Origin of the sequence: Actinoplanes derwentensis, assembly GCF_900104725.1 — a bacterium.
In the GTDB taxonomy this organism is placed as follows: domain Bacteria; phylum Actinomycetota; class Actinomycetes; order Mycobacteriales; family Micromonosporaceae; genus Actinoplanes; species Actinoplanes derwentensis.
The window spans coordinates 7,560,599-7,586,990 of sequence record NZ_LT629758.1 but is presented as its reverse complement, the minus strand read 5'-3'; the positions used below and the strand labels follow the sequence as shown (position 1 = coordinate 7,586,990).

The 26,392-nt window shown below is 69.4% G+C and carries 22 protein-coding genes; 8 read left to right on the top strand and 14 right to left on the bottom strand.

What is annotated here, in order from left to right; translation table 11 throughout:
• The 7 genes from BLU81_RS33540 to moaC all read right to left on the bottom strand — a co-directional run bounded on the left by BLU81_RS33540 (position 1) and on the right by moaC (position 4,744).
• Entirely contained in the window at positions 1-633 is a 633-nt protein-coding gene (locus BLU81_RS33540; RefSeq protein WP_092550425.1) for a hypothetical protein, read from the bottom strand.
• Positions 630-1,187 (bottom strand): SigE family RNA polymerase sigma factor, encoded by a 558-nt coding sequence (locus tag BLU81_RS33535; RefSeq protein WP_269460939.1) that lies wholly within the window; start codon positions 1,185-1,187, stop codon positions 630-632. Before BLU81_RS33535 ends, BLU81_RS33540 begins: the two co-directional genes overlap by 4 nt.
• Before the next feature lie 82 nt (positions 1,188-1,269).
• On the bottom strand, positions 1,270-1,782 hold the full coding sequence (locus BLU81_RS33530) for a hypothetical protein (RefSeq protein WP_092550419.1): 513 nt from the start codon (positions 1,780-1,782) through the stop codon (positions 1,270-1,272).
• Between the two features lie 122 nt (positions 1,783-1,904).
• A complete protein-coding gene (locus BLU81_RS33525) occupies positions 1,905-2,414 on the bottom strand; it encodes a molybdenum cofactor biosynthesis protein MoaE (RefSeq protein ID WP_231953625.1) in 510 nt (169 codons plus the stop codon).
• Positions 2,411-3,634 carry a molybdopterin molybdotransferase MoeA gene (locus tag BLU81_RS33520; RefSeq protein ID WP_092550413.1) on the bottom strand — a complete coding sequence of 408 codons (1,224 nt, stop codon included), beginning with the start codon at positions 3,632-3,634 and terminating at the stop codon, positions 2,411-2,413. Before BLU81_RS33520 ends, BLU81_RS33525 begins: the two co-directional genes overlap by 4 nt.
• Positions 3,635-3,791: 157 nt before the next feature.
• A complete protein-coding gene (locus tag BLU81_RS33515; protein WP_092550410.1) occupies positions 3,792-4,265 on the bottom strand; it encodes a MogA/MoaB family molybdenum cofactor biosynthesis protein in 474 nt (157 codons plus the stop codon).
• Entirely contained in the window at positions 4,262-4,744 is a 483-nt protein-coding gene (moaC, locus tag BLU81_RS33510; RefSeq protein WP_092550406.1) for a cyclic pyranopterin monophosphate synthase MoaC, read from the bottom strand. Before moaC ends, BLU81_RS33515 begins: the two co-directional genes overlap by 4 nt.
• 348 nt (positions 4,745-5,092) lie before the next feature.
• Between moaC and BLU81_RS33505 the strand changes: the two genes are divergently transcribed.
• The 5 genes from BLU81_RS33505 to BLU81_RS33485 all read left to right on the top strand — a co-directional run bounded on the left by BLU81_RS33505 (position 5,093) and on the right by BLU81_RS33485 (position 10,713).
• Complete coding sequence (locus tag BLU81_RS33505) at positions 5,093-7,576, top strand: putative bifunctional diguanylate cyclase/phosphodiesterase (protein WP_092557999.1); 2,484 nt, start codon at positions 5,093-5,095, stop codon at positions 7,574-7,576.
• Positions 7,573-8,775, top strand: a complete 1,203-nt coding sequence (locus BLU81_RS33500) for a glycosyltransferase 87 family protein (RefSeq protein WP_231953624.1) — start codon at positions 7,573-7,575, stop codon at positions 8,773-8,775. Before BLU81_RS33505 ends, BLU81_RS33500 begins: the two co-directional genes overlap by 4 nt.
• Before the next feature lies 1 nt (position 8,776).
• Positions 8,777-9,163: a TFIIB-type zinc ribbon-containing protein gene (locus tag BLU81_RS33495; RefSeq protein ID WP_373873254.1), complete on the top strand. Its 387-nt coding sequence runs from the start codon at positions 8,777-8,779 to the stop codon at positions 9,161-9,163.
• A gap of 137 nt (positions 9,164-9,300) precedes the next feature.
• Positions 9,301-10,122: a nucleotidyltransferase domain-containing protein gene (locus BLU81_RS33490; RefSeq protein WP_157751879.1), complete on the top strand. Its 822-nt coding sequence runs from the start codon at positions 9,301-9,303 to the stop codon at positions 10,120-10,122.
• A 261-nt stretch (positions 10,123-10,383) separates the two neighbouring features.
• Positions 10,384-10,713 carry a YbaB/EbfC family nucleoid-associated protein gene (locus BLU81_RS33485; protein WP_092550394.1) on the top strand — a complete coding sequence of 110 codons (330 nt, stop codon included), beginning with the start codon at positions 10,384-10,386 and terminating at the stop codon, positions 10,711-10,713.
• A gap of 285 nt (positions 10,714-10,998) precedes the next feature.
• Here the strand turns inward: BLU81_RS33485 and BLU81_RS33480 are convergent, their stop codons facing one another.
• Positions 10,999-13,986 carry a replicative DNA helicase gene (locus BLU81_RS33480; protein ID WP_331717467.1) on the bottom strand — a complete coding sequence of 996 codons (2,988 nt, stop codon included), beginning with the start codon at positions 13,984-13,986 and terminating at the stop codon, positions 10,999-11,001.
• Between the two features lie 273 nt (positions 13,987-14,259).
• Here BLU81_RS33480 and BLU81_RS33475 point away from each other — a divergent pair, with 273 nt between their 5' ends.
• On the top strand, positions 14,260-18,537 hold the full coding sequence (locus tag BLU81_RS33475) for a pentapeptide repeat-containing protein (protein WP_092550388.1): 4,278 nt from the start codon (positions 14,260-14,262) through the stop codon (positions 18,535-18,537).
• Between the two features lie 147 nt (positions 18,538-18,684).
• Here the strand turns inward: BLU81_RS33475 and rplI are convergent, their stop codons facing one another.
• From rplI to BLU81_RS33450, 5 genes are all read right to left on the bottom strand, one after another.
• Positions 18,685-19,134, bottom strand: coding sequence for a 50S ribosomal protein L9 (rplI, locus tag BLU81_RS33470; RefSeq protein ID WP_092550385.1), 450 nt, complete (start codon positions 19,132-19,134; stop codon positions 18,685-18,687).
• A gap of 14 nt (positions 19,135-19,148) precedes the next feature.
• Positions 19,149-19,388: a 30S ribosomal protein S18 gene (gene rpsR / locus BLU81_RS33465; RefSeq protein WP_007073789.1), complete on the bottom strand. Its 240-nt coding sequence runs from the start codon at positions 19,386-19,388 to the stop codon at positions 19,149-19,151.
• A gap of 40 nt (positions 19,389-19,428) precedes the next feature.
• Positions 19,429-20,040 carry a single-stranded DNA-binding protein gene (locus BLU81_RS33460; protein WP_092550382.1) on the bottom strand — a complete coding sequence of 204 codons (612 nt, stop codon included), beginning with the start codon at positions 20,038-20,040 and terminating at the stop codon, positions 19,429-19,431.
• Positions 20,041-20,106: 66 nt separating this feature from the next.
• The gene (rpsF, locus tag BLU81_RS33455) at positions 20,107-20,397 is read right to left on the bottom strand and encodes a 30S ribosomal protein S6 (RefSeq protein WP_014448192.1); all 291 of its coding nucleotides are present in this window, start codon (positions 20,395-20,397) and stop codon (positions 20,107-20,109) included.
• Positions 20,398-20,693: 296 nt separating this feature from the next.
• Complete coding sequence (locus BLU81_RS33450) at positions 20,694-21,731, bottom strand: hypothetical protein (protein WP_157751878.1); 1,038 nt, start codon at positions 21,729-21,731, stop codon at positions 20,694-20,696.
• A 130-nt stretch (positions 21,732-21,861) separates the two neighbouring features.
• Between BLU81_RS33450 and BLU81_RS33445 the strand changes: the two genes are divergently transcribed.
• Positions 21,862-22,638 carry a deoxyribonuclease IV gene (locus tag BLU81_RS33445; RefSeq protein WP_092550376.1) on the top strand — a complete coding sequence of 259 codons (777 nt, stop codon included), beginning with the start codon at positions 21,862-21,864 and terminating at the stop codon, positions 22,636-22,638.
• Between the two features lie 22 nt (positions 22,639-22,660).
• Positions 22,661-24,790: a hypothetical protein gene (locus BLU81_RS50990; protein ID WP_231953622.1), complete on the top strand. Its 2,130-nt coding sequence runs from the start codon at positions 22,661-22,663 to the stop codon at positions 24,788-24,790.
• A gap of 4 nt (positions 24,791-24,794) precedes the next feature.
• Here BLU81_RS50990 and BLU81_RS33430 read toward each other — a convergent pair whose 3' ends face one another.
• Positions 24,795-26,318, bottom strand: a complete 1,524-nt coding sequence (locus tag BLU81_RS33430; protein ID WP_092550373.1) for a glycosyltransferase family 87 protein — start codon at positions 26,316-26,318, stop codon at positions 24,795-24,797.
• Between the last annotated feature and the right edge of the window lie 74 nt (positions 26,319-26,392).

Here is a 26,392-nt window from a genome sequence, read left to right as displayed (position 1 = left end):
TCAGGGGCGTTCCCAGACCCCCGCCCCACCCTCGCCGTCCTGGGGTACCCATCCGATCGCTGCGGGGCGAGCCCGGGTGCTGAAGTCCAGGGTCAGTTCCCGGACGCCGGGTTCGAATCGGGTCGTCTGCGCGGTGGCGACACCGTTCTCACCGCCGTTGTCGTCGTAGACGATGAACCGGCCGGTGTCCACCACCAGGGGCTGCTGGGCGGTGATGGTCAGCACGACGTGAGCGGACGAGGCGGTATAGGTGGCATCGGCCAGGGCGACCGTGGCGACTGCGGTGCCATTCCTGGTCAGGGTCACCGTCTCGCCGGACTGCTGGTAGACCAGAGCCCGGTCCGAGGCGTTCACCGGGGGCAGCGCCGGTACCGGTGACGGCGCGCTGGTCGCGGGCGGCAGGACCGGGACGTCGCGCTGGCCCGGGTTGAGCAGGGCCACGCCGCTGATTCCCGCCAGCATCACGATCCCGGCGGCGACCTGCGCGACGGTACGCCGCCGCCGGCGCCGCCGACCACCACGGACGATGCCGTCGATGTCGAGCGCGGACGGCGGGCTATGGTCCCCGGCGTCGAGGCGTTTGAGGTGTTCGGAGAGCCCCCGCCCGGAGCGAGGGGAGTCATCGAAACTCATCGGTTACCTCCGGGGGTCGCGGTGACGGTGGGTGAACCGGGGCGGTTCTCGGGGGCGTCGTCGGCGAAGTCCTCACCGAGGACGCGGCGCAGCTTGGCGACGGCATCGGCACTCTGCCGTTTCACGGTGCCGGGTGCGATGCCCATCATCTCGGCGACCTCCTGGACGCCGCGGTCCTCGACATAACGCAGCACGACGATCGCCCGCTGTTTGACGGTAAGGGTGGTCAGCGCCTGTGCCAGGTCGTACCGCAGCATCGCGGACGGGACGCCGTCCACTTGGCCGGCATCCGGCAGGACCTCGGCGCTGTACTCCCGCCGCCACGGCCGGCGGCTCTCGCTCACGGCCTGACGGATCACGATGGTCCGTAGGTAGGCGCCGGCCTCGGCGACATTGTGCGTACGAGGCCAGGCCACGTACATCTTCTCCATCGCACTCTGCACCAGATCGTCGGCGCGATGGGTGTCACGAGTGAGGGACCGCGCGAAGCGGCGCAGCGGCAAGTGTTCCGCGGCTACCATCGCGCGAAACCTTTCCTCAAGGTCGGCGTGCATCGCTTCCATTCCTGGCCTGTCCGGGGTGTCGCTAACAGGACGCAGCGATCGACCAAGCGGTTGTGTGTAACGCGGGTCACATTCAGCCGGCGGTCCGCTCCCAGACCGCTGCGCCGCCCTCGCCGTCCTGCGGCACCCAACCGGCGGCCGCCGGACGGTTCCGGGCCTCGAAGTCGAGGACCAGGGTGTGCGTTCCGGGCTCCCAGCGAACCGTGTGCGCGTTCTCCACACCGTTCTCGCCGCCCTCGACGTCGTAGACCAGGAATCGGTCGGTGTCCACGGTGAAGGTGCGCTCCACGGTCACCTGCAGTTCGAGGTGGGCCGACCCGGCGGTCCAGTCCTGCTTCTGCAGAGTGAGGGCGGCGATCGCGGTGCCGTCCCGGGAGACCGTCACGGTGGAACCGGACTGCTGGTAGGTCAGCGACCTGTCACCCGCGTCGATCGCCTCGACCGGAGCCGACACCACGACGGCCGGAGGCTGGGCGGCGGGCGCGTTCGGCACGACGGAACCCTGCGCGGACTGGCCGAGCAGCACCGCGCTCAGGACGCCCACGAGGCCGACGGTCACGGCGGCGAGAACTGGGAACTTCTTCATGATTACTCCCGAAATGTTGTGCTTCGCTGTGTCTCGACGGGAGAACGCCAGTCGGCACTGTTCCGGTTGTGTCATCCGAGAAAGTTTTTTCGCCGCTCTTCTCGAGCACGAGTCTGCCCAGTTCAGGGGCAGTTGACCCACTCTTCGGTACCGTCCAGGAAGACCTGGCGCTTCCAGATCGGCAGGCGGGCCTTGGCCTCGTCGACCAGGCGGGCGCAGGCAGTGAAGGCGGCCGCGCGATGGGCGGTGCTCACCGATGCGACAAGTGCCACGTCGCCGATCCGCAGAGTGCCGACCCGGTGCGAGACCGCCACCGCATAGACCGCCGGGTCCGCGGCGATCTCCTCGGCGACCTCGCGCAGGATCGCGGCCGCGCTGGGATGGCCCTCGTATTCGAGCAGGGTCACGCCGCGCCCGTGGTCGTGGTCGCGGACGACGCCCTGGAAGGAGACGACGGCACCGGCCCGCGGGTCGGCCACCGCTTCCTCGTGCGCGGCCAGGTCCAGCGTCTCGTCAAGGACCGCGACCAGGGTCACCGAACCGGTGACAGCCGGGCCAGGCGTTTCCGGACCAGTCGCTTCCGGACCAGTCGCTTCGGGGCCGGGTGCCGCGATGGGGGTCGGGGTGGTCATGGGCGCTCCCCGGGAGTCAGCGGAAGGGGCAGGAAGGGCACCGGATCGCCCGCGGTGGTCCGGGTGCCGGGCCGGTTGACGACGAAGCCGTGGGCGTTCGCCAGACCGCGCAGCATGGCCGAGCCGACGTGGCCGACCGGGGTAGCGGTCCGGCCGGTCGGGTCCAGGGCGGCCAGCGCCAGGTGGGTGAAGTCGCCACGGCCCGCCACGTCGCTGCCGGCGGTCACCGTCGGCAGCGGCGGCAAGGCCCGGCCCCGGAGACCCGCGAGTAGTGGGGCCACCAGCGTGACCAGGGCGATCACCGCGGACTGCGGGTTGCCGGGCAGCCCGGCCAAAAAGCGCGGACGGCCGTCCGGACCGGGCACCCGGGCGAGCAGCATCGGGAAGCCGGGACGCACGGCCACGGTGTTGACGAGGTAGGTCGCGCCCAGCTCGGCCAGCGCCGGATGCAGGTGGTCGACCGGGCCGTTCATCGTGCCGCCGGTGGTGCAGATCAGGTCGGCGGTGTCGAGGGCGGACCGGATCGCGTCGACGTGTGCGGTGAGCGTGTCCTTGACCGGGCCGGTCACGGTGCCGATGGTCGCGCCGTACCGCCGCAGCCAGGACGGCACCTGCGGGCCCAGCGAGTCACGCACCCGGCCGGCCCCGGGCACACCCGAGGTCAGCAGTTCGTCGCCGAAGACCAACAGGGCGGCGCGCGGTACGGGGTAAACCGACAGCGACTCGTATCCACAGGTCGCGGCCACCCCGATGACCGCCGGATCGACCGGGGTCCCGGCTGGGAACAGCTCCTCACCGAGTCTCGCCTCCTCGCCGGGCAGCCGGCCGTCCGGAACCGGTCCGGTCCGGGGCTCGCCGGAGACCCGCCCGTCGGCGCCGGTGACCGAGTCCTCGACGCGGATCAGGGCGGTGGTGTGGTCCGGCACCATCGCGCCGGTGGCGATCTCGACGCAGGTGCCGTCCTCGGTCAGCGGCTCCGGAGCGCCACCGGCCAGCACCCGGCCGACCGGGCGCCACGGCGCGGCACCGCGCACGGCCCATCCGTCGATGCTCGAAGTCGGGAAGGCGGGCAGGTCAGTGAGGGTGCGCAGGGGCTCCGCGAGGGTCCGGCCGTCGGCCTCACCCAGCGGAATCTGCTCTGCGCCACCCGTCGCCGACAGGCCCGCCCGATAGGCGAGCGTGCGCGCCAGTTCCCAGTCCACAGGGGTCGACTCGGTCACCGCGAAAGCCTATCGCCCGGAACCGTCCCCACCGTGACCGCAGTAGCCGAGTGTGGTGATCTGGGGTTCGATCCGGACCCCAGGTCACCACGCCGGCCCTTCGCCACTTCAGCGTGGTGGCTTGCGGTTCGGATCGAACCCCAGATCACCACGCTGGTCAGTGGTCGCCGCCCCGGATCTGGTCGACGGTGTGGGACAGCAGTGGAGCCAGGACTGCCAGGCCGTCCTTGGCGCCGCCGGTGGAGCCGGGCAGGTTGACGATCAGGGTGCGCCCGGCCACTCCGGCCAGTCCCCGGGACAGGGCCGCGGCCGGCACCTTGTCGCGGCTGTGGGCGCGGATCGCCTCGGCGATGCCGGGGATCTCGAAATCGAGCAACCCGCGGGTGGCCTCGGGGGTGCGGTCGGTGGGGGTGACTCCGGTACCGCCGCTGGTCAGCACCACGTCGACACCGTCGGCGACGGCAGTGCGCAGGGCGTCGGCGACCGGGTCCCCGTCGGGTACCACCACCGGCTCGCCCACCTCGCACCCGAGGTCGCGGAGACCGGCGACGAGGCGGGGCCCGCTGGTGTCGGCGTAGATCCCGGCGGCCGCGCGGTTCGACGCGACGATCACTCGTGCGGTGATGGTCACGGCCGGTTCTCCGGTCGTACCCAATCGCCGGTTTTGCCGCCTTCTTTGCGCAGAACCCGGATGGCTTCCAGGCTGGCCGCGGGGTCCACCGCCTTGATCATGTCGATCATCGCGAGGCCGGCGGTGGCGACGGCGGTGAGTGCCTCCATCTCGACGCCGGTGCGGTCGGCGGTCTTGGTGATCGCGGTGATCTCGACGGTGGTGGCGGTGGTCTCCAGCTCGACCTTGACGCCGTGCAGGCCGATCGGGTGGCAGAGCGGAATCAGGTCGGGCGTCCGTTTCGCGCCCATGATTCCGGCGAGGCGGGCCACCGCGAGCGCGTCGCCTTTCGGCAGGCCGTCACGGAGGAGCAGTTCGATGACTTCGGCGGTGGTCTGAACGCGGCCGGCGGCGACGGCCCGGCGGTCGCTCACCGCCTTGGCGGAAACGTCCACCATCCGCGCGGCACCGGCCTCGTCGACATGGGTGAGTCGGGTCATACCGGGAGCTTAGTTCTAGGCCGTTCACGCTTCGTCCATACAGCTCAGGGGACATCGGAAATAGAATTCAGCATTGCCGAAGGACGCGATTCAATTGCATTGCGTTTCCATTCAGAAACTTTCCGTAACGGTATCCCGTACGGTTCTCGCATTCTGCGCATAGCGACACGATCCACTTGAAACAGACACTACTCGCGGCATAACTTTTCTCCGTCAACGCCAATAAACATCACAAAAAGGAGAAAAGCCATGATCGGCGAAAAAGAGTGGGCCTGAACGTCAAACCCCTATGAATTACCGTTGTCCTTGAGCGACGATGCGATAGCACTCGGCGACGACAAGGACCTGATGTCTCAAGACCGAAACGTCGACAACGTGACCGATCAGCGGCTCCGGCTGCTCGTCGGTCTCGTCGTCGTTCTGGGGGTCTGTGCCGTCGCCGGTCTCGCGGCGTACGCGTTACGCGAACCCGTCCCCACCCCGCAGCCGCTGGTCCTCGCCGGCCTCTGCGGCGCCCTGATCATCGCCAAGCGGGTCCGGGTCTACGTCCGGGTGCAGTCCAACGTCGACAGCAACACCTGGGGCGAGGTTCCGGTCCTGATCGGGCTCACTCTGGTACCGGCACCCTGGGTGGTGCTCTGCGCTATCGCCGCCACCCTGGTGATCCGCTGTCTGACCTGGGTCGGCGTGCAGAAGACCGTGTTCGCCGTCGCCAAGGACACCCTGACCACCGGCGCGGCCGCCATGGTCTTCCTGGCCTTCGGGGTGCGAGGCGATCTGACCGACCCGTCCTTCCCGATGGCCGCGATCGTGGTCGCCCTCGTCACCTTCATCGTGATCGACCATCTGGCCTTCGTGCCGGTGCTGTCCGCCGCCACCGGAGTCGGCCTGTGGCAGGTGGCGCTGCACGACTGGGCCAGCAAGGTCATCCTGCACCTCGGCGAACTGGTCGCCGTCCTGCTCGTCGTGGGGGTGCTCGCGACCGGCACGAACCCGCTGCTCCTGCTGTGCGTCCCGCTCGTTGTGGTGTGCATGCACCTGTGGCAGTCCCGCAGCGTCCGGACCCGTGAGGAGCGCGAGTCCTGGCAGCGCCTGGCCAAAGCGACCGACGAACTCAACGCCGTGGACCTCACCCAGGTCCTGCACTCAGCGACGACCCGGGCGGCACAGATCTTCTCCGCCGCCGAGGCCACCATCGACCTGGCCGCTCGCACCGTCCGCGCCACCGAGTCCCAGGTCCTGGCCGACGGTCCGATTCCGGCCACGAACCTGGCGCCACCCGACGAGACCACCGTCGACCTGATCGCCCACGACGGCAGCGTCCGGGTCGGGGTGCTGCGGCTCCGGTTCGGCGGGACGGTCCGGCTCACCGAGGTCGAACAGTACAAACTGCGTACCTTCGCATCCGCGATCTGCACCGCCATCCGCAACGCCCAGGCGTACGCCGAACTGGCTCGTATCGCCGCGGAGAACGCCCACGCCGCCGCCCACGACCCGCTCACCGGCCTGGCCAACCGCCGCCGCCTGTACGAACACGCCGACCACCTGTTCCGGGCCACCTCGCACTCCGGCCTGTTCGCACTGCTGATGATCGACTTGAACCACTTCAAAGAAGTCAACGACACCCTCGGGCACGCGGCCGGTGACGAGGTGCTGCGCCAGGTGGCCGCCCGGCTGCGGGACTCGGCCGCCCCCGGTGACCTGGTCGCCCGCCTCGGTGGTGACGAGTTCGCGGTGCTGCTCACCGGCCTGCCCACACCGGCGCTGGCCGGGCATCGGGCCACCGGCATGCTCGCCGCGCTGGAGACCGACATCGAGGTCGAGGGCATGCGGATCACCGTCGAGGCAGCCGGCGGCATCGCCCTGGCCGCCGGCACCGGCGGCGTGGAAGAGCTGATGCGCCGCGCCGACATCGCCATGTACCAGGCGAAACGTTCCGGCGAGCAGACCTTCGTCTACGCGCATGCCCGGGACACCGCCGACCTGGGCCGGCTGATGCTCACCGGAGAGCTGCGGCGGGCGGTGGCCGAACACGAGTTCATCGTCGACTTCCAGCCGATCGTCGACCTGGGCACCGGCGAGGTGGTGGCAGCCGAGGCCCTGGCCCGCTGGCACCATCCCGAGCAGGGCAGTCTCAGCCCGGTGCAGTTCCTGGAGACGGTGGAACGGTCCGGGCAACTGCCGGCCTTCGCCGACGCGGTGCTGGAACAGTCACTGATCGCCCGGCAGAGCTGGCGGGAAGCCGGTTTCGATCTGCCGGTCGCGGTGAACGTGTCGCCACGGAGCCTGCTCGACCCGACCTTTCCCGGGGCGGTGCTGGCCATGCTGGCGCGACATGACGCCCCGGCCAACCGGCTCGTCCTGGAACTCACCGAGACGCTCACCGTCAGTCAGCTCGACGTGGTCGAGCGCACCCTCGCCGAGCTGCGCGATGCCGGGATCCGGCTGGCCATCGACGACTTCGGCACCGGGGTCTCGTCACTGTCGGTGCTGTCCCGGATCCCGGTGCACCAACTCAAGATCGATCGGGAGTTCGTGGCCGGGGTGGAGACCTCGGCGGAGGCCGCGGCGGTCATCCGTACCACCGTCGATCTGGCCCGCAACCTCAATCTCACCGTGGTCGCCGAAGGCGTGGAGAGCGAACCGCAACGCCGGGCCCTCTGGTCGCTGGGCTGCCTGGCCGGGCAGGGACACCTGTTCGCCCGGCCCTACTCCGCCGCCCGATTCCTGACGATCCTGCAGCGCGGTTCCGGGATTCTGGCGGTGGCCCTGCACGACGAGGGATCGGTGGTCCGCCTGCCCGCCCGCCGTCTGCCAAACTTGCCCGCGTGATCAAGCTGTCGGATCGGGCCGTCGACCTGCTCTTCTATGCGCTCTCCGCGGTCTTCGCCCTGGTCACCGCGCTGACCTCGACGTTGCTGCCGCATCGGGCGTGGGGTGCGGTAGCGGCCGGTGGTTATCTGGCCGCCGCCCTGCTCGTCTACCTGGTGCGGCGTCGTGAACTGCTGACCTGGGCCGCCTGGGGCGCGGTCGCATTGCTGCCGATGGTGATCCAGGCGGTGCAGCGGGCCGGTGGGCGCACCGACCGGGCTCAGGAGGAAGTGCTGGTCGTCGAGCACATGGGTGAGTCGCTGCTGCACAGCGGCACGCCCTACCTGAGCCGGGCGGAGATCGCCGCGATCCCGCTCGACGAGCGCCTTCTCGGCTACCGGCCCTACCAACCCGGCATGTCGATCTTCGGCCTGCCACGGGCGCTCGCCGGCGAGTTCTGGTTCACCGATGCCCGGATCTGGTTCGCGGTGGTCACGGTCAGCGCGCTGGCTGCGGCTTTTCATTTCGTACGTTCAACGCCGGGTTCCGTACGGGCCCTGCAAGCCGCCACCGTCCTCCCCGTGACGGCGTTGACACTCGCCACCGGCGGGGACGACATCCCGGTTCTGGCCTTGTGCCTGCTCGCGCTGGCATTAGCCGGAGCCGGTCGTTTCGGCTGGTCCAGCGTAGCCGTCGGGTTCGCCGCCGCGTGCAAACTGTTCGCCCTGCCGGTGGTCGCGGTGCTGGTCGTGTTCGCGCTGTTCACCCGGTCGTGGCGGCTGCTTCCGGGTGCCCTCGGGTTGCCGCTGCTCGCCCTGGTCCCGCCGCTGCTGGTCGACCCGGACGCACTGATCGAGAACGTGCTCCGGTTCCCCCTGGGGCACGGCCTGGTGACCAGCCCCGCGCAGTCCCCGTTCCCCGGCTACCTGATCTCCCAGATCGAGCCGGGCGGGCGCTACCTCGCCATGGGCCTGCTCGGACTCGCGGCCGTCGTGATCGGGATCCTGCTGCTGCGCCGCCCGCCACGTACCGCCCGGTCCGCTGCCTTCTTCTGCGGATACGGACTTCTCACCGCGATCCTGTTGATGCCGACAACACGATTCGGATACCTGCTCTACCCGGCCGCACTGGTCTTTTTCGCCCTGGCACTCAGCAAGGACACAGCGACTTCGGCCGCATCTTCGGCTGCACGGGGAGACACCGCCTTGTACCGTCGTTGAAATGCATATGACCTGTCCCAAGTGTCACGGCGAGATGCGGGTGTACGAGCGCAGCGGTGTCACGATCGATCAGTGCACCGAGTGCCGGGGGATCTTCCTGGACCGCGGTGAGCTGGAGAAGCTCTTCGCCGCCGAGGCCACCTTCAACCGTTCGCAGGGCGGTCAGGTCCCGCCCCCTCCTGCGCCGCCCGCCCCGCACCAGCAGCCCATCCACCACCAGCAGCAGCCCGGCTACGCGCCGCCGCCCCCGCCGCCCGGGTATGGGGCTCCGCGGCCGAACGCCTACCCACCCGCCGTCCCGGCCTACGGTCACCACGGCCACTACCGGCACGCGGGGCACCACGGCCACTACCGTCGCCGCAGCTTCCTGCACGGCCTGTTCGACTGAGCCGACGACCCGGCCTTGGCTTGAGCCGGGCCGTCTCGCCCGGGTAGCCGCCCGGCTGACCTGCTTTGTTCAGCCGGGCCGCTCGCTTCCCGAGCCGCATCGCGCCGTCGACGCCGCCCGCGTGTCATGGTGTGGCCGTGTCGACCGATCCCGTGGAAGTCGCTGCCCAGCTCGTCGCCGCCCGGTTCCCGAGTGCGCACGCCGCCTTTCTCGGTGGCAGTGCCCCGACCGCCCGGCGCACCCGATGGTCCGACCTGGACGTGGTGGTCGTCCTCGACGGTCCGCCGGCCCCGTTCCGGGAGACCACCCGGCATTCCGGCCAGCTCGTCGAGTGGTTCGTGCAGACCCCGGAGTCCTTACGGCACTACTGGCGACTGGATGCCTCGCGGCGACGTACCCCGCTGTTGCGCATGGTCGCCGAAGGCGTCCCCCTGGTTCTTCCGCAGCCCGGTGACGAACCGGATCCACTCCTCCCCGGTGTCTCGCGGAGTGCTTCCCGAACCGGTGCCGGGCCGCAATCGCCGACCGCTTTGGCGGAGATCTATCAGGCCGAGGCGGTCGCGCTACTCGCCGCCGGGCCGCCGGACCCGGGAGCCGCCGCCGTCGACTATCAGCGGTACCTCGTCACCGACCTGTTGGACGATCTGCGCGGCGCCACCGATCCGGTCGAGGTCGCTTATCTGGCGGCCACGATCGTGTTGTCCGCCTCCGATCTGCTTCTACTGGCCGAGAATCGTTGGTCGGCGCGCGGAAAGTGGCTGCCGCGCCGGCTCGCGGAGGTCGATCCAGGGCTTCCCGGCCGTCTCGTCGAGGGGCATCGGGCCGTGCTGACGGGCGACGATCGGGAGCTTCTTCTCGCTGCGGTCCGAGCTGTGTTGGATCACACCGGCGGCCCTTTGCAAGAGGGCTTTCGTGTCGCCGGTACGGTTCCGGCGCTTCCCATTCCGCACTCACAGTAATTCGGTCACGCGCACCGGATCCTCCACAGTGGCTGTTTCCGCCCTAGTGAGCGCGCCAGTTTTCACGCTCGTAATCAAATGACGAACGTGTCATTGATCACGCTGAGTAATCACAAAACGGAGTCGTGTCATCACTTTAGAGCGAGATATTTCGATAAGGTTCTCTTTACATGTGCGTTACGAAGTTATCGGAATACGCAACGTCGCCGATCTTGGGTATTGTCACATCGCCCCCCTGTCGCGGCGAGCGAAGGAAAAACCGTGACTGAAACAGCCGACCAATCCCTGCTGCGCACCGACCTGGCAGACACTTACGGGCGCTACGAGGAACTTCGTTCCGGTGTGGACGAACTTCAGCGCAGCCTCGCGACCATGCAGGTCAGTGCCGAATCCGAGAACGGCGTGGTGCACGCCACTGTGGACGCCACCGGCAGCCTCGTCGGGCTCCGCCTGGACCAGCAGGCCTGCCGGGAATGGAACCCGGACACCCTGGCCCGGGTGATCGTGGAAACCGTGCGGAACGCTTCGTCCAGCACATCCCGACAGATCGAACAGATCGTCACCAATCACCGCGCCAGCGAAGCCGCCTAGCCGCTTCCCGGACGTTCTTCCGATAGCCGCCCAATCCTACGAATCCGGGCTTCGCATTTCCGTTTCAGTTCAGCCCGGAACTCCGGCCCACCCGACCAGCCGACGCCCACCCCACGCGCCGGCTTCGAGATAAGCCGGATCCGGTGCCAGTGCCGGGCCGCCCGTTCCCACCCCACGAACACCGCGACCCGGCGCCCACTCACCAAGACCCAGGCGACCATATGGCCACAAACGGCCGTTGCCGGTCTCAGATCGACATACCGATCTCAGATAGCCATACCGATCTCAGATAGCCATGTCGACGAAGCGCGACAGGTGCAGCTGCGCGGCCACCGTAACCGTGTCAGTCGGCCCGTTACGGTGCTTGGCAACGATGAAGTCGGCCTCACCTGCCCGAGGCGATTCCTTGTCGTAGTAGTCATCGCGGTGCAGCAGGATCACCACGTCAGCATCCTGCTCAATCGAGTTGTGGGTGGCGATGCCGTTCGCGATGAAGTTGTGCGTTCCCATCACCGTGGCGTCGTAGACCTCCTGCTCACCAAGGCTCTCCACCGAGGCGATCTCGTCCCAGAAGACATCGTTCGTGGCATGCAGCTCGAGTTCAGCACTCTCCAGAACATCCGCGATCCGGGCCAGTCGCTGCCTACTTGGCGCGTGTTTCCACAGAGTGCTCCCACAGAACTGGACGTCAATCGCCGCAGCAAACTCACGGTGCGTCATCCCCTTGTCCAAGAGGATCGTGCGGACCTCGTCCCAGATCTCCCGGGGCACGGTGTCCACGTTCGTGTTACTCCGCGAGTTCTCCAGCACCGCCAGCAAGCTTTCGCACTGAGCCGACCGACCGCCGAAGACCCCGATCTCCCGAAGGAAACGCAACTGATCGTCGCGCCCCGAGACATCGAGAGTGAACTGCGGCCGATGACGTTCCACCCGCACAACACGCAGCCGACCAGTGATACCGAACCGGAGCAGCAGCCGGGAGATGCCTTCCAGCATCGGCCGACTGGTCGAACCGAAGTAGATGCGGCCTCCCGTGCCGGCCTTGTTGACTGTGACTGAGCCATCGGTCGCCCAAAGGTGCTGGAGAAAGAGCCTGACCTGCTCCTTAGGTATGGAGAAGAGCCGCTCAGGCAAGTACTTCTCGTGCGACCGCAAGCCGAACAACCCTAGGTCGTCCAGCCACTCGGCGATCGGATTGCGGCTGCCGCGCGCCAACCGGTACGGCGCGGGAAGACGCAAAGTAGTGACTCGCGTAGCCGCGTACTCGTCGCGCACTGCGGTGACACCGAAGTGTTTCGCCGCTTCGGCCACCGCGGTCAGGTTGAGCTCGTCCACGCTGGCGTAGCGGATGGGCTGCCGGCGAACGAAGGAGCCGTCGCCCAGCATGTGAGCGAGCAGCACCAACTCGGGCTCCACCCAAGGCCTCAGCAACAGGGGCGGTGGCACGTGTCGTGGCGCGGCGAGCCGATCTCCGACGACCAGTTCACCGAGAGGCTTCCAACCGTGCAGGGTCAGGAACGGATGGTTGGCGGTAGCCTCGATCCGCTTACCCGAAGCGAGAGTCAGCAGGTAAACCTGCTTGCAGCCGCTGGGGAAGACGTGCGTCATCGTCCGAGGCGTATATTGAAGTCGATCATTGAGTGCCCAGACTGGAATGTCACGGCTCTCCGAGGCGAGCAACTCCCCAAGGGTGACCTCGCTGTTGTCGTCGGCACGCATGACCCGGGTCGCCGCGGTCAGACAGCCCGATTCGCGCAGATCGGACAGCTGGGGGCGCTTGTCGGTGCGCTGCTCGGGGCCACGGTTCAGCTGGCTCACCGCGATCACCGGGCATTCGATCTCCTTGGCCAGCAGTTTCAGACCACGGGAGAGTTCCGAGACCTCCTGCTGACGGCTCTCGGTCTTCTTCGGTGAGGACATCAGCTGGAGATAGTCGATCACCAGCAGCCGTAGGTTGTGACGCTGTTTGAGACGTCGCGCCTTGGCCCGGATCTCCATCAGGTTCATGTTGGGTGTGTCATCGACGAAGATCGGCGCCTGACTGATCTCGCCCATCCGCCGGGCCAGTTTCGTCCAGTCGTCGTCGGAGAGCTGACCCGATCGCAGCGTGTGCAGCGGAACCCGCGCCTCCGCGGAGAGCAACCGCATCACCATCTCGATCTTGCTCATTTCGAGCGAGAAGATGGCACTGGCGTGACCGTGCTGGATCGCCGCGTTACGGGCGAAGTCCATACTCGCGGTCGACTTACCGAGACCCGGGCGGCCGGCCACGATGATCAGCTGGCCGGCGTGCAACCCGTTCAGCAGCCGGTCCAGGTCCTGGAACCCGGTCGGCACACCGGTCATCATGCCACCGGAAGCGCCCACCGCCTCGATCTCGTCGAGGGTCGGCTGGAGCATGTCACCTAGGGCTGCGAAGTCCTCGCTGACACGTTTCTCAGTGACGTCGTAGATGGCCTGCTGGGCGAGGTCGACGATGTCGTCAACGTCGCGGCCGCCGTTGCCACCCGTACCGTAACCGAGTTGCACGATTTTGGTCCCGGCCTCGACCAGGCGGCGCAGAATGGCACGTTCGGAGACGATCCGGGCGTAGTACGACGCGTTCGCTGCGGTCGGCACGCTCTCGATCAGCGTGTGCAGGTAGGGCACGCCGCCGATGCGCCCCAGCTCACCGGAATCGGCGAGCGCCGCGGCCACGGTCAAGGCGTCGGCCGGCTCACCACGACCGTACAGCTCGAGGACGACGTCGTAGATCGTCGCGTGGACCGGCCGGTAGAAGTCGGCGACCTTGAGGATCTCGACGACGTCGGCGATGGCGTCCTTGGAGAGGAGCATGCCGCCGAGCACACCCTGCTCGGCCGCGACATCCTGCGGTGGCGCCTTGTCGAACCCGCCACCACCACCGCCCCCGCCACCGTCCTGCGGACCTTTGCCCTTGCCACCGCCCCCGTTGAAGGAGCCGCCCCCGCCCCCGGATGCGGCTGGCGGCCGTGACTCAGGTCTCGCGTCGTCGGTGATCGACACCCGAACTCCCCCTCCACTCGGCCACACTGCGTGCTCGATCGAACCGCCTCGGTACAACCCATTCGACGGGTTCGTCGCAGGATTCAGCGCTTCGATCCGATCAAGTCCGCATGTGAGGCTGGACCACTGTACGAATCCCGCTGCCTCCGGCCCAACTGCCGCGGTGGACGAGCCTCTGGACAACCTGTGGACAACTCCGGCAGCTCCTGTGGGTAGCCCTGTGAATACGGTGTGGATAACTTTTGGCAAAAACGAACTCGACCAGGTGTTTCGTTGTGCACACCTGCGGAGGGCAGAAAAGGTTCCGGATCTGCTGAAATACTGGCTCCAGTGAGCAAGCAGTCGCGCTGAGGCGTTGCGGTTCTGCCTCGCGCACGTCACCCTTTTGACGTGGACCAACGGGAGTGGGACTACAGCACCCGCATGTCGCGCAGTAGGCGCGCTGCGGGGTCTTGGCCCACCCGTGACCCGGAGCCTCAAGATCCAGAGCCTCGTTGGTCGTCACTCACCGACACCGGAAGCATGGCGCCGAGCGACGAAGCACTCACTTGGCAGCGCCGGGCCGACGACTGGGCCCAGCAGGCCGAGGTCGAGCCGTACAACGGCGGCGGCCAGGCCATCGAGCCGGCGAACCGGTGGTCCGCCGAGGTCAGCACGACCGGCCGGCCCACCTTCCCGGCCGACGGCGCCGGCTGGCGCACCCAGACCGCCGAGTGGCGCGCCACCGGGGCTCGCTGGCGGCAGACCACCGAGTGGCGCTCCTCTACCGGCTCGCACGTGTGGCGTTCCACCACCGAGTCCTGGCAGGGCGACGACGAGGACGAACCGAACGGCCGGGACCCCGGCAGCCGAGACCTGAGCAGCCGGGACCAGCCGGCGATCACCGGGACGGCGTGGCCGACCCCGGGGGCCGAGCCCGAGCCCGAGATCCCGTCCTGGCGACAGGCACCCGCCGACCAGACCCCGTCCTGGCGGCAGTCGGCGGCGGACCAGACGACATCCGGGCGGCAGTCGGCGGCCGAGCAGACACCGTCGTGGCGACAGTCCGCCACCGACCAGCCGTCGTGGCGACAGTCGGCACCGGATCCGGCACCGTCCTGGCAGCAGTCACCAGCGCCGGCATCACCCGACCCGACTCCGTCGTGGCGGCAGTCGGCACCGGAACCGGCACCGTCCTGGCGGCAGTCCGAGCCCGAGACACCGCCCCGGCAGCGCTACGACCCGGACAACTCAGGGTCGTGGCAGCGCAATGACCCGGACAATTCGGCGTCCTGGCAGCGCAGCGATCCGGACAACTCGACGTCCTGGCGGCGGCGGTCCGACGGGCCGTCCGCGACCACCCCGGTCGAGCAGACCTGGTCGTCGGGCAGTTCGTCGTGGCAGCAGCCGTCCGCGCAGACGCCGTCGTGGCAGCAGCCGTCCGGCCGGACCCCCTCGTGGCAGGAACCCTCCACCCCGGCACCGTCCTGGCAGCAACCGCAGCAGACTCCGTCCTGGCAGCAGCCGTCCGGTTCGGGACAATCCCGGCGCCGGGACGAGGACAGTGGCTCCTGGTCCACCGCCCCGGTCTCCGGGACCTCCCGGTCGGATCGTGCCGACCGCACGCCGCCCGGTGAGAACACCGGTGGCATCACCCGGTGGGAGCGCACCGACGCGCCCGGCTGGCAGCGTTCGGCCGCCGACGACGCCCGGCACCTGGTCCGGGAGGACGACCGGGCCGCCTGGCGCCGCGAGGCCGACTACAGCGAGCGGCCCACCCGGGCCGGCCGCCGGCGTGCCGCCGAGAGTGGCACCGCACCGTCCGGGGGCACCGGCTGGACCAGCGGGTCCGAAACGACCGGCGGGTGGGCCGGGCACACCGACACCGGCAACATCACGGCCTTCTCCGGGCCCGGGGACGGCCCGGCAGCGCCGAGCTGGGGCACCCGGTCCGGCACGCCGTCACGCCGCGACCGCCGCCGCGCCGAGGAGACCCGCCCCGAGCCCGCCCGCGCCGACCTCTCCCGCACAGACCCATCCCGCGCCGACCAATCCCGCGCGGACCTGTCCCGCACCGATTTGTCACGCGCGGACCTCTCCCGCGCGGACCTCTCCCGCGCGGACCAATCTCGCGCGGACCAATCTCGCGCGGACCTGTCACGTGCTGAGCTGTCACGTGCTGACCTGTCACGTGCGGATTTGTCACGCGGTGACCTGTCGCGCCCCGACCAGTCCCGAATCGACCAGTCCCGGACTGATCTAGGGCGGCCCGACCGCTCCCGCACCGACCTGGGGCGTCCTGAGGACACCGGGCGCCGGGAGGCCGGTGCGAAACGTGGTCCGGGACAGAGCCGCCCGCGGTACAACGCCAACCCGACCAACTGGCGTGAGGACACCGCCTCATGGGACGGCGATCAGGACACCAGCAACTGGACCCGGGACCCGGACACCGGCCAGTGGAGCCGCGCCGAGGACGACCCCCGAGTGCTGGCGTGGCGTGCCGAGGCGGCTCGCCGCGATGCCGTCAAGCCCGCCCCGGAGCCCGAGGAGGAGCCGACCGGCCGACGCGCCCGCCGGGGCGAGCCGTCCGGCGGTGTACCCGGCGGCCCGATGCCCGATGCCCGGGCCGATGGTGGTCCAGGCTGGCCGACCAGCGCCGTTCCGAACAACGCGCCGTCCGGCGACATGCCCGGCAACCGGCCCCGGAGCGCCATGCCCGGCCCCGGCGCACTTCCCGGCCCGCCCGACGATGGCCGTCGCCGCCGTGGCGAGGAACCGACCGGCTGGCGCGGCGAGGATCCCGCCGGCCGTCGGCGTGCCGGTGACGCCGGTCCGGGGCCGCAGCGTTTCGATGAGCCGATGGGCGCCGAGTCCTGGCGGTCCGAACCCGAGCCCCGGTCAGGCCGTCGTCGCGGTGGCGCTCCCGAGGAGTACCCGTCGCCCGATGGCGGGCGTCCCGGTCCCCGGCCGCCGCAGTGGCAGGACCCCGATCCGCGCCGTTCCGGCTACCAGGACGAGTCGCCCGCTGACGACCCCCGGTGGCAGCAGGAGCCGTCGGGTTACGAGCAGTCCTACCCGCCTCCGCAGCAGCGGCGCAGCGGGTTCGGTAGTGCCCGGGAACTTCCGGCCGGACCGCCGGCACAGCCTCAGCGGCCCGCTTTCGGCGGTCCGCAGCGAGAACTTCCGGCCGGACCGTCCGCGCAGCCTCAGCGGCCCGCTTTCGGCGGTCCGCAGCGAGAGCTACCGGCAGGACCGTCGGCGTACGGCGACAGCAACCCGTCTCCGGTGGCTCCCGCGTCGTCCGCGGCCCCGTCATGGGCCGACCAGGAACGGCAGCAGCGCCCCGGCAACGCGCCTTCGTGGGCCGACCAGGAACGCCCGGACCGGCAGGACCGATCCGGCGGGCCTTCCTGGGCGGACCAGGAACGGCCGGACCGATCCGGTGGCAGCTCGTGGGCCGACCAGGAACGCCAGGACCGGCAGCAGCGATCCGGCGGCCCCTCATGGGACGACCAAGAGCGCCCTCAGCGGCCCGTCAGCAGCCCGGCATGGGCGGATCAGGAGCGGGGGCAGCAAAGCGCGCAGCGAGCCGCCTACGGCGCTCCTGGCACTGATTCCTCGTGGTCGGACCAGGAGCGGCGACCGGACCCGTCGCGGGCCGAACCGGACCGTCGGCCGCCTGCGCAGCGGCCCGGTGGCGAGCCCTCCTGGAATCAGCCGGCCCGGCCGGTCAGCGGCCCGGCGTGGCGCGACCAGGAACAGCAGCAGGGGCCGTCGTACGGCGGGCCCCGGATCCCGTCCCAGTCGCCCGGCTACGACGCGCCGGGCGGTGGCGGATCCCGTCGGCCGGAGCAGGCCGAGCCGGGCCGTCCCGCGTACGGGGCTCGGGAACTGCCGGCTGGAAGTGCCGCACCTAGCTGGACCGAGCAGCAGAAACCCGCTTACGGCCCGGCGGCTGACGAGCTGACCGCACGCTGGCCGGATCCGCTCAGTGAGCAGCCGCCCGCACGGCGCGGCTACGACGATCGTGACGACCCGCCGCCTGCTGGTGGTGGATTCGGTGGCCGCCCGCCTCTGGCGGACTGGCTCGCCGCTGAACGCGCCGACCGGCGCGGTGCCGACTATCGCAGCGCGGGCGCCGGGCAGGACGGTGAGACCGACTGGCGTCGACAGTTGTCTGGAGAACCCACCGAGGGCGAGTCCCGCCGTTACAGCACGTCGGACTTTCCTCCCTTTCGGCCAAGTGGCTCAGCCTCGGTCGACGGAACGTCGAATCTGGCCCTGAGTGCCACTTCGGTGATCTCCCTGGCGCCCGGCGCCGGCGCGGCGGATGCCCTGCCCTCCGGGGGCGGGACGGCTCTTGCTGTCGAGGAGGACACCTCCTGGCCGCCGCGGCGTTCCACCGGCGCGTTCCAGGGCACCGGTTCGTACGAGCGCCGGCCGGTCAGTGACGACTACTTCACGACCAGCACGGCGCCGGGCGACCTGCTCGATCCGGATGACGACGAGGAAGAGGAAGAGACCGGCAGCCCGCTGGCCGCGGTCGGTTACACCGCTGTCTGGTACGGCATCCCGGTCGTGCTCTTCGGCGTCGGCATTCTGCTGCTCGACTCCGGCCAGCGCACCAACGCGCTGAACACGCTCACCGACGCCGCTCCCGGGTTCGGTATCGCCCTGGTCGTGAGCATGATGCTCGCCTACGGCCTGCGCTCGATCACGACGGCCTGGAAGTCGGCGAGTGTCGGCCTGGCCGCCGCGGTCGTGGGTGGCGGCCTGGCCACCGTGCTCAGCTCCGCCATCAGCGGCAACAGCCTCAGCTAGCGCGGCCGGCGCCCCGACGGCCGCTCGTGAGCCCGACGCCCGGGCGGCCGCTCGTGAAGCAGCGAGGCCGGAGGCAACGAGGCCGTGGGAACACGAACGGCGCGCCAGGCCAGAGGCCCAGCGCGCCGTTGTGCGCGTAGTCGGAGACTACTTGGCAGCCACCACGTTCACGGGGAACGTCGCGGTCACCTCGGGGTGGAGCCGGACCTGCACGTTGTACGAACCCGTGGTCTTGATGTGACCAGGGAGCTCGAGACGACGGCGGTCGAGAGCCGGACCGCCCGCGACCTTGACCGCGTCGACGATCTCGGCCGGGGTGATCGAGCCGAACAGGCGGCCACCGGTGCCGGAGCGCGCCTTCAGCGTGACCTTGAGGCCGGACAGCTGTCCCTTGACCTCGTTGGCCTGGCCCAGGTCACGGATCTCACGAGCCTCGCGGGCCCGCTTGATCACGACGACCTGCTTCTCCGCGCCCTTGGTCCACAGAATCGCGAACCCCTGGGGGAGAAGGTAGTTACGGCCGTAACCGTTCTTCACCTCGACGATGTCGCCGGGGGTGCCGAGGCCGGAAACTTCCTGAGTAAGGATGATCTTCATCTCGGTGCCCCCTCTCAGCGAGCCGTGGCCGTGTACGGCAGGAGCGCCATCTCACGGGCGTTCTTGACGGCACGGGCGATCTGACGCTGCTGCTGGGAGGTCACACCGGTGACGCGGCGGGCACGAATCTTGCCGCGGTCGGAGATGAACTTCCGCAGGAGAGCGGTGTCCTTGTAGTCGATGTAGGTGATCCCGTCCTTGTCGAGCGGGTTCACCTTCTTCTTCGGCTTGCGAAGCGCCGCAGCCTTAGCCATTGCTCAAACTCCTGTTTGTGATCCTGAAGAGCCCGTGGGCTCAGAAGGGAGGCTCGTCGTCGAACGAGGAGTTGCCACCGCCGGCACCATTGCCACCGCCGGAGCGGTTGCCACTGGAAGCCGGGGCCGCCGTCGCCCAGGGGTCGTCGGCGAAGTCGTTGTTACCGCCACGACCACCGCCGCCGGAGTTGCTGTTGCCCCCGGACTGCCGGTTGCCACCGCCGCCGCCACCACCGGAACCGAAGCCGCCGCTGGAGTTGCCGAAGCCACCCCCGCCGCCACCGGACCTGCTCGCCTTCTGCACCTTCGCCGTGGCGTAGCGCAGTGACGGGCCGATCTCGTCGACCTCGAGCTCGTAGACGGTGCGCTTCTCTCCCTCTTTGGTGTCGTAAGACCGCTGCCGCAACCGGCCCTGCACAATCACCCGGGCGCCACGCTGCAGCGACTCGGTGCAGTGCTCCGCGGCCTCACGCCAGATGTTGCAGGTGAGGAAGAGTGGCTCGCCGTCTTTCCACTCGCCCGACTGCCGGTCCAGCGTCCGCGGCGTCGAAGCGACGCGGAACGTGGCGACAGCCGCACCGGAGTTGGTGTAGCGCAGCTCAGGGTCGTTGACGAGGTTGCCAACAACCGTGATTACGGTTTCTCCAGCCATGAAACTTCTCCTCGCCGCTCAAGTCGTTGACGCAAAGGGTCTCAGGACCCTCTGACAAAAAACGCCTCAGCGGGTCTCGGGACGGATGACCTTGGTGCGCAGGATGGACTCGTTGAGCCGGAGCTGACGGTCCAGCTCGGCCACGGCCTCGGGCGTCGCCTGCAGGTCAACGACCGCGTAGATGCCCTCAGCCTTTTTGTTGATCTCGAACGAGAGCCGGCGACGGCCCCAGACGTCGAGCTTCTCCACCGAGCCACCCGCGGTCCTGATCACGTTCAGGTACTGGTCGAGCGACGGAGCAACGGTGCGCTCCTCGAGCGAAGGGTCGAGGATCACCATGAGTTCGTAATGACGCAAGACGTTCTCACCTCCTGTGGGCTATGCGGCCACGGAATTTCCGTGGCAGGAGGTCTTGTGTCGCACGCAGAAATAAACCGTGGGTGAGTAGCGCCCACGGCGAACACACTGCGAACCGAGCCAGCATACCCAGGTCCGGCCCGTGACCCAAAAACGACGGCCCCGTCCGTGGACGGGGCCGTCGTCATCGTTAAGCCGCGGGACGTCCGGCCCGATTCGTTGGGTGGGACCTGGGGAGGAACGACCACACCGATGAGGTTGGGCACGTCCGCCCCGCGGAGCTTTCAAAAGCCACCTTACGCCATATTTGTACGAGATGCACGTTGTGACACAATTGACCGAATTGCCGCAGTCGCTACGCCGAGTACGCAGACCACGGCGGTCAGCGCGAGCAGCCCCACCGGAGGTCCGTCCTCGATCCGCCCGACCATCGTGACCGACGCGGCCGAGCCGAGATCCGACGGCCCACCCGTCTCGGGCTCCAGTCCCAGGGCCGCCACGTAATCCGTCTCGGTGAACGGCGGCACCACTCCGGCCTGGTACGGGGCCTCCGAACCGGCCGACGTGCCGGGCAGGAACGCCGCCCGGCCGCCCGGGGGCATGCCGGTGAAGGCGGGCGCTTCGTCCCCCGTACCGGCAATGGGTCCTGGCCGGGGTTTGGGTCTGGTCTTCAGCCTGGCGGTGACGTCGTCCCGGGGTTCCGGCTGCGCCGCGGTGGTCGCGGTCCGCACGGATGTCGCCGGGGCCGGCTCAGCCGGGCGCCGGGCGCCGCGACGGGAGTCCTTCTTGGCGGTACGAGCCGGGCGAGAGGCCGTGGCGGTCCGTCGGGAGCCCGCGGCGGTACGCGAGGGCGAAGCCTTGCCGGCCGACTTGGAGATGATCGTGGCGGCGCCGTCCCCCGGAGCTCCGGGTTTCGGATCCGGGTCCTCGGCGACGGCCGACGGAGCGGTCGTGACCAGCACCGGCAGCCCCTCGTCCGCGCCGAACGCGCAGACCGGCGTCAGCAGCACCGGAGTGGCCCCGCGACGGAAGACCACCTCGGCCACGCCGTCCGCCGGGATCGTCCCCCGCGGCGAACCGTCGAGCCGGAGCTTCGCGGCGTGCCCGGTCCGGTTGACCACCCGGACCACGCTGCCGGCCGGGACCGTCATCGCCTCGACGCTCGGCTGGGAACCACAGGACAGGCCGAACACGCCACCGCCGCCGAAACTGACCTGACGGCCGTCGCCACCGGGCTGTCCGGCGCTCGCGGTCCCACTGAGGAGAAACGGTGCACCGAGGATGAGCCCGCTCAGCCCCAGTGCCGTCATCCGGTGTCGGAACCGTCGCGACATGCGTCATCCCCCAGTTCACCGCCGATCAAGAGCCGGCGTTCCGTCCAGTCGGATCACCGGGGGTAACGACGGGTGGACGAGCCCGGTGACGCGAGGGGAAACCGTCGTACCCGCGTCGTAGGCTCCTCCCATGCGCATCGGAGCCCATGTCGATCAAGCCGACCCGCTGGCCGAGGCCGCCGCCCGTGGCGCCGAGGCGGTGCAGTTCTTCCTGACCGACCCACAGAAATACAACTCCCCCAAACCACGCGAGGACGCCGCACTGATCCGGGCCTCCGAGGTGGACGTCTACGTGCACGCGCCCTACATCGTGAACGTCGCCTCCCCCAACAACCGCATCCGCATCCCCAGCCGCAAACTGCTGATGGCGCACGCCCGGGCCGCTGCCGAGTTGGGTGCGAAAGGTCTGATCGTGCACGGCGGCCACGTCGGCAAGGGCGCCGATCTGGCCGACGGTTTCACGAACTGGCGGAAGGCCTTCGAGTATGCGGAGAGCGAAGGCGGCCTGCCCCTCCCGATCCTGATCGAGAACACGGCCGGCGGCGACAACGCGTGCGCCCGCCGGTTCGACGATCTGGCCCGGCTGTGGGAGGCGGTCGGCTCGTTCGGGGCCGGGTTCTGCCTGGACACGTGCCATGCGTTCGCCGGTGGGGAGGAACTGCCCGGCATCGTCGACCGGGTCAAGGCGATCACCGGCCGGATCGACCTGATCCACGCCAACGATTCGAAGGGCGGATTCGACTCGGGTCAGGACCGGCACGACAACCTCGGGAATGGGAAGATCGACCCCGAGTTGGTGGTGGCCGCGATCCGCGCGTCCGGGGCTCCGGCCATTGTGGAGACGCCGGGCGGGGTGGAGGGTCAGACCGCCGACATCGCCCTTCTGCGGGAGCGGGCGGGCAACTGACGCACCGCCGCCGGGGAGAGTCATGACCGAGAAGCCGCAGCCGATCGCGACCGCGCCGCCCGCTTCGGAGAAACCTCCACAGCGGACCGGCAAGGTGCCGAAGCAGCGGCGAAGACTGCCCACGGACCGGCCGCCCGGCTCGCCACCGGATCCGTGGACCGCGTTCGCCGCCACCCAGGACAAGGGGCCGGGGCGGATCCGGCGCGGATCCCGCCGGTTCGGGCGGGCACTCATCCATGAGTACGCCCTGGCCGTCTACGCGTCCTGTCTGCTGGCCGTGGCGATGACCTGGCCGGCGCTGCGTTACCCGCTCTACACCCTGCCGCAGGACCTGGGCGACCCGGCTCGCCAGGCGTGGCAGATCTCCTGGGCCGGGCACATCCTGAGCAGCAATCCGGTCCGGTTGTGGCAGTCGAACGCCTACTATCCGGAACCGTTCAGCTTCGCCTTCGGCGACAGCCTCGTCGGCTACGCGTTCGCCGGGATGATCGGGACCGGCCCGGCCGCCGCGATCCTCCGGTACAACGTGCTGTTCGTGCTGGCCCACGCCCTGCTGGTGTTCGGCGCCTACGTCCTGACGCGCCAGCTCGGCGCCCGGCGTACCGGAGCGGCGGTGGCGGCCGTCGCGTTCGCCTACGCCCCCTGGCGGCTGGCGCAGGAGGGCCACCTCGACATCATCTCGGCGGGTGGCATCCCGGTGGCGCTCGCGATGCTCGCACGCGCACACGGCTACTCCCTGCGGTACGGGTTCCGGCCCGGCCGCCGGCACGCCGGCTGGGCCGCGGGCGGATGGCTGGTGGCGACCTGGCAGCTCACGCTGGGATTCTCGCTGGGGATTCCGTTCGCGTACGTGCTGGGCCTGCTCGTGATCGTCATCCTGGTCGCCGCCGTGTACCGCCACCTGCACCGCATGATCACCCGCCGAGCCGCGAAGGTGGCGACCCGGAAAGCGGCAGCGGGAGAGCCGGCCCCGGTCGCTGAACCGGCACTGACATCCACGAAGATCGACGTCACCCGCGTGGACGTGCTGGAGAGCCCGCTACCGGAGCCGAAAGGGCGCCGACGATGGCTGCTCTTCGGTCCGCGACGGCCGGTCACCGCGGCCGCCCGTGCCAGAGCCGCCAAGTCGGCGAGGCGGCGACGGCCCGCCCCACCGAAGAAGCCGACCGTCGCCTGGTGGCTGATCGTCGTCAACGCGCTGGGGGTGCAGACGTTCATCGCGGTCGGCTCGGTGATCGCACTGCCTTACGTCCGGGCTCTGAACACCGGCTCACGGGTCGAGGAGATCACCTTCTTCTCCCCGCCGCTGCGGAGTCTGCTGATCGGACCGGCCGAGTCACGGATCTGGGGCGCCGCACACGCTGTCCCCCGGGAGTCGCTGGGCTGGGCCGCCGAGATGTCACTGCTGCCCGGCTTCGCCCTGTACGCGCTGGCGGTCGCCGGACTGTTCCTGTCGGTCTGGCGGCTCCGGCACCGGCTGGCGCTGGTCACCGGCCTGGCGGTCGCGGTGATCCTCACCCTGGGCACGAGCTTCTTCGACGGCCGCTGGACCTATCTGCCGTTGTTCGGCCACTTCCCGGCCTCCTTCGACCAGCGCATCCCCGGCCGCCTGATGCTCTGGGTGACGTTGCTGCTGGCGATCCTGGCCGCGGGTGCCGTCGACGACCTGGTCCGCCGGACCGAGCAGTTCGCCGCCCAGCGGATCCCGCCGTGGCCGGGGCCGTGGCTGCGCCTGGCCACCTTGATACCACTGGTCCTGGTCGTCCTGGAGGGCTGGAACGCGACGGCACATCCGATCGTCCCGGCCCAGCCGGTGTCGATGCGCACGGTGCCCGGCCCGATGCTGGTCCTGCCCACCGCCGAGCTGACCGACCAGACCGTGCAGTTGTGGACGACGTCGCGGTTCCAGCAGGTCGCCAACGGTGGTGGCGGCTTCGCCGCTCAGCAGCAGACCGAACTCCGGGCCCGGGTCGCCAACTTCCCGGACGCCGCGAGTTCGGACTACCTGATCTCGATGGGCGTCACCAAGGTCCTGCTGCTGCGCGACCTGGCCGAGGGCACGGTGTGGGAGGAGGCCACCGACCGTCCGGTGGACAGCCTGGGCATCCGGCGCGAAGACCTGGACGACGCCGTGGTGTTCTACCTGAACTGAGGCCCTAGACGACCGGCGCTGGTTCGTCCTGATGGACCGGCGGCGGTGGTGGCTGCGGCGCTTCCGCCGAGGGTCCCATCCCGAAGAACCGGCGCAACCCGGTGACCCAGGGATGTTCGGGGCCGTCGACGGGCCCGGCGTCCGGGTCGGCACCGTCGTAACTGACCCGCACGTCGTCGAGTTCCGGCCGCCAGATCTCCCGCACCACCAGGCCGACCAGGACCGCGACGGTGACCAGGCGCAACGTGGAGGCGAGCACGAAGGTGCCCTCCGGGATGACCGACTTGCCGCCGGCGCCGATCAGCTCTGCGTAGAACGCGGCCAGGTACCCGATCTCGGCGAGGGTCCAGGCCAGGATCGCGCCCCATTTCGGGCGGGCCAGAACGATCAGCGGGAGGAGCCAGAGCACGTACTGCTGGGACCAGACCTTGCTGAAGAGCAGGAAGGCCGCGACCACCAGGAAGGCGAGCTGGCTGAGCCGGGGGCGGCGCGGGGCGAGCAGCCCGAGCAGCAGGATCGCCAGGCAGCACAGAGCGAAGAGGGCGTACGACAGGATGTTGAGTGTCGGGATGTGATCACTCAGCCACTGGAACGGGCCCTGGTCGCCGCTCGCACCGGAGTTCCACTTGCCGTCCAGGTAACGCCCGATGTACCAGAACGTGCCCCAGTCGATCGGCCGCTCCGAGTTGAGCCGGAAGAACCGCAGCCAGCTCTCGTGCCACAGCACCATGACCGGCAGGTTGGCCAGCAGCCAGGTGACACCGGTGGCGAGGAAGGCGCTGATGAACGGGCGCAGCCGGCCGTTCCGCAGGGCCAGGACGAGGATCGGCCCGAGGATGAACAGCGGCCACAGTTTGGCCGCCCCGCCCAGACCGAAGAGGACTCCGGCCAGGATCGGCCGCTGCCGGACCCACGCGAAGAGACCGAAGGCGAACAGGCCGATCGCCAGGTAGTCCCAGTTGATGGTGGCGGTGAACAGCACGATCGGGGAGAGCGCGAGGATCGCCGCGTCCCACGGGCGGCGGCGGCGCAGCGCGAGTACCACCGCCACGGCGGCGACCGCGAGGAGTGAGAGCACCAGGGCGTTGATGTTGTAGAACCAGCTGCCCTGGTTGATCTGGGGGTTCTTCTCGCCGTACGCGTGCACCGGCAGCCCCAGCGCGCCCATGAAGTAGCCGGTGACGACCGGGTACTCCACCGCGTGGTCCTTGTACGGAACCTTGCCCTCGTTGATGCCCTCGGCGTAGTAGAGCGCCAGCACGTCGGTGTAGCAGTACCGGGTGTACTGGGTGTTGTTCTGCCAGTTGCCGTCCATGCAGGGCGACTTCTGCACCCAGGAGAAGGCGAGGATCAGGCAGGCCAGCGCCATCACGATCCGCGGCGCGGTCCAGAACCGCCCGGGCCGGGTCTCCGGTGGCACCGCGTGTTCGCCGAGCGGCCCGCCGATGGCTTGGGAGAGTCCCCGCACGAATCCGTCCGAGGTGGCACTCGAGACGTCAGGCCGTTCGGTGGGCGGTTGCGCGCTCATGCTTTGGCATCATGCCGCATCGGCGGCCGCCGGGGGTGACCGGCAGGTCCTCATGAGAAAACGGCGCCCCTCCC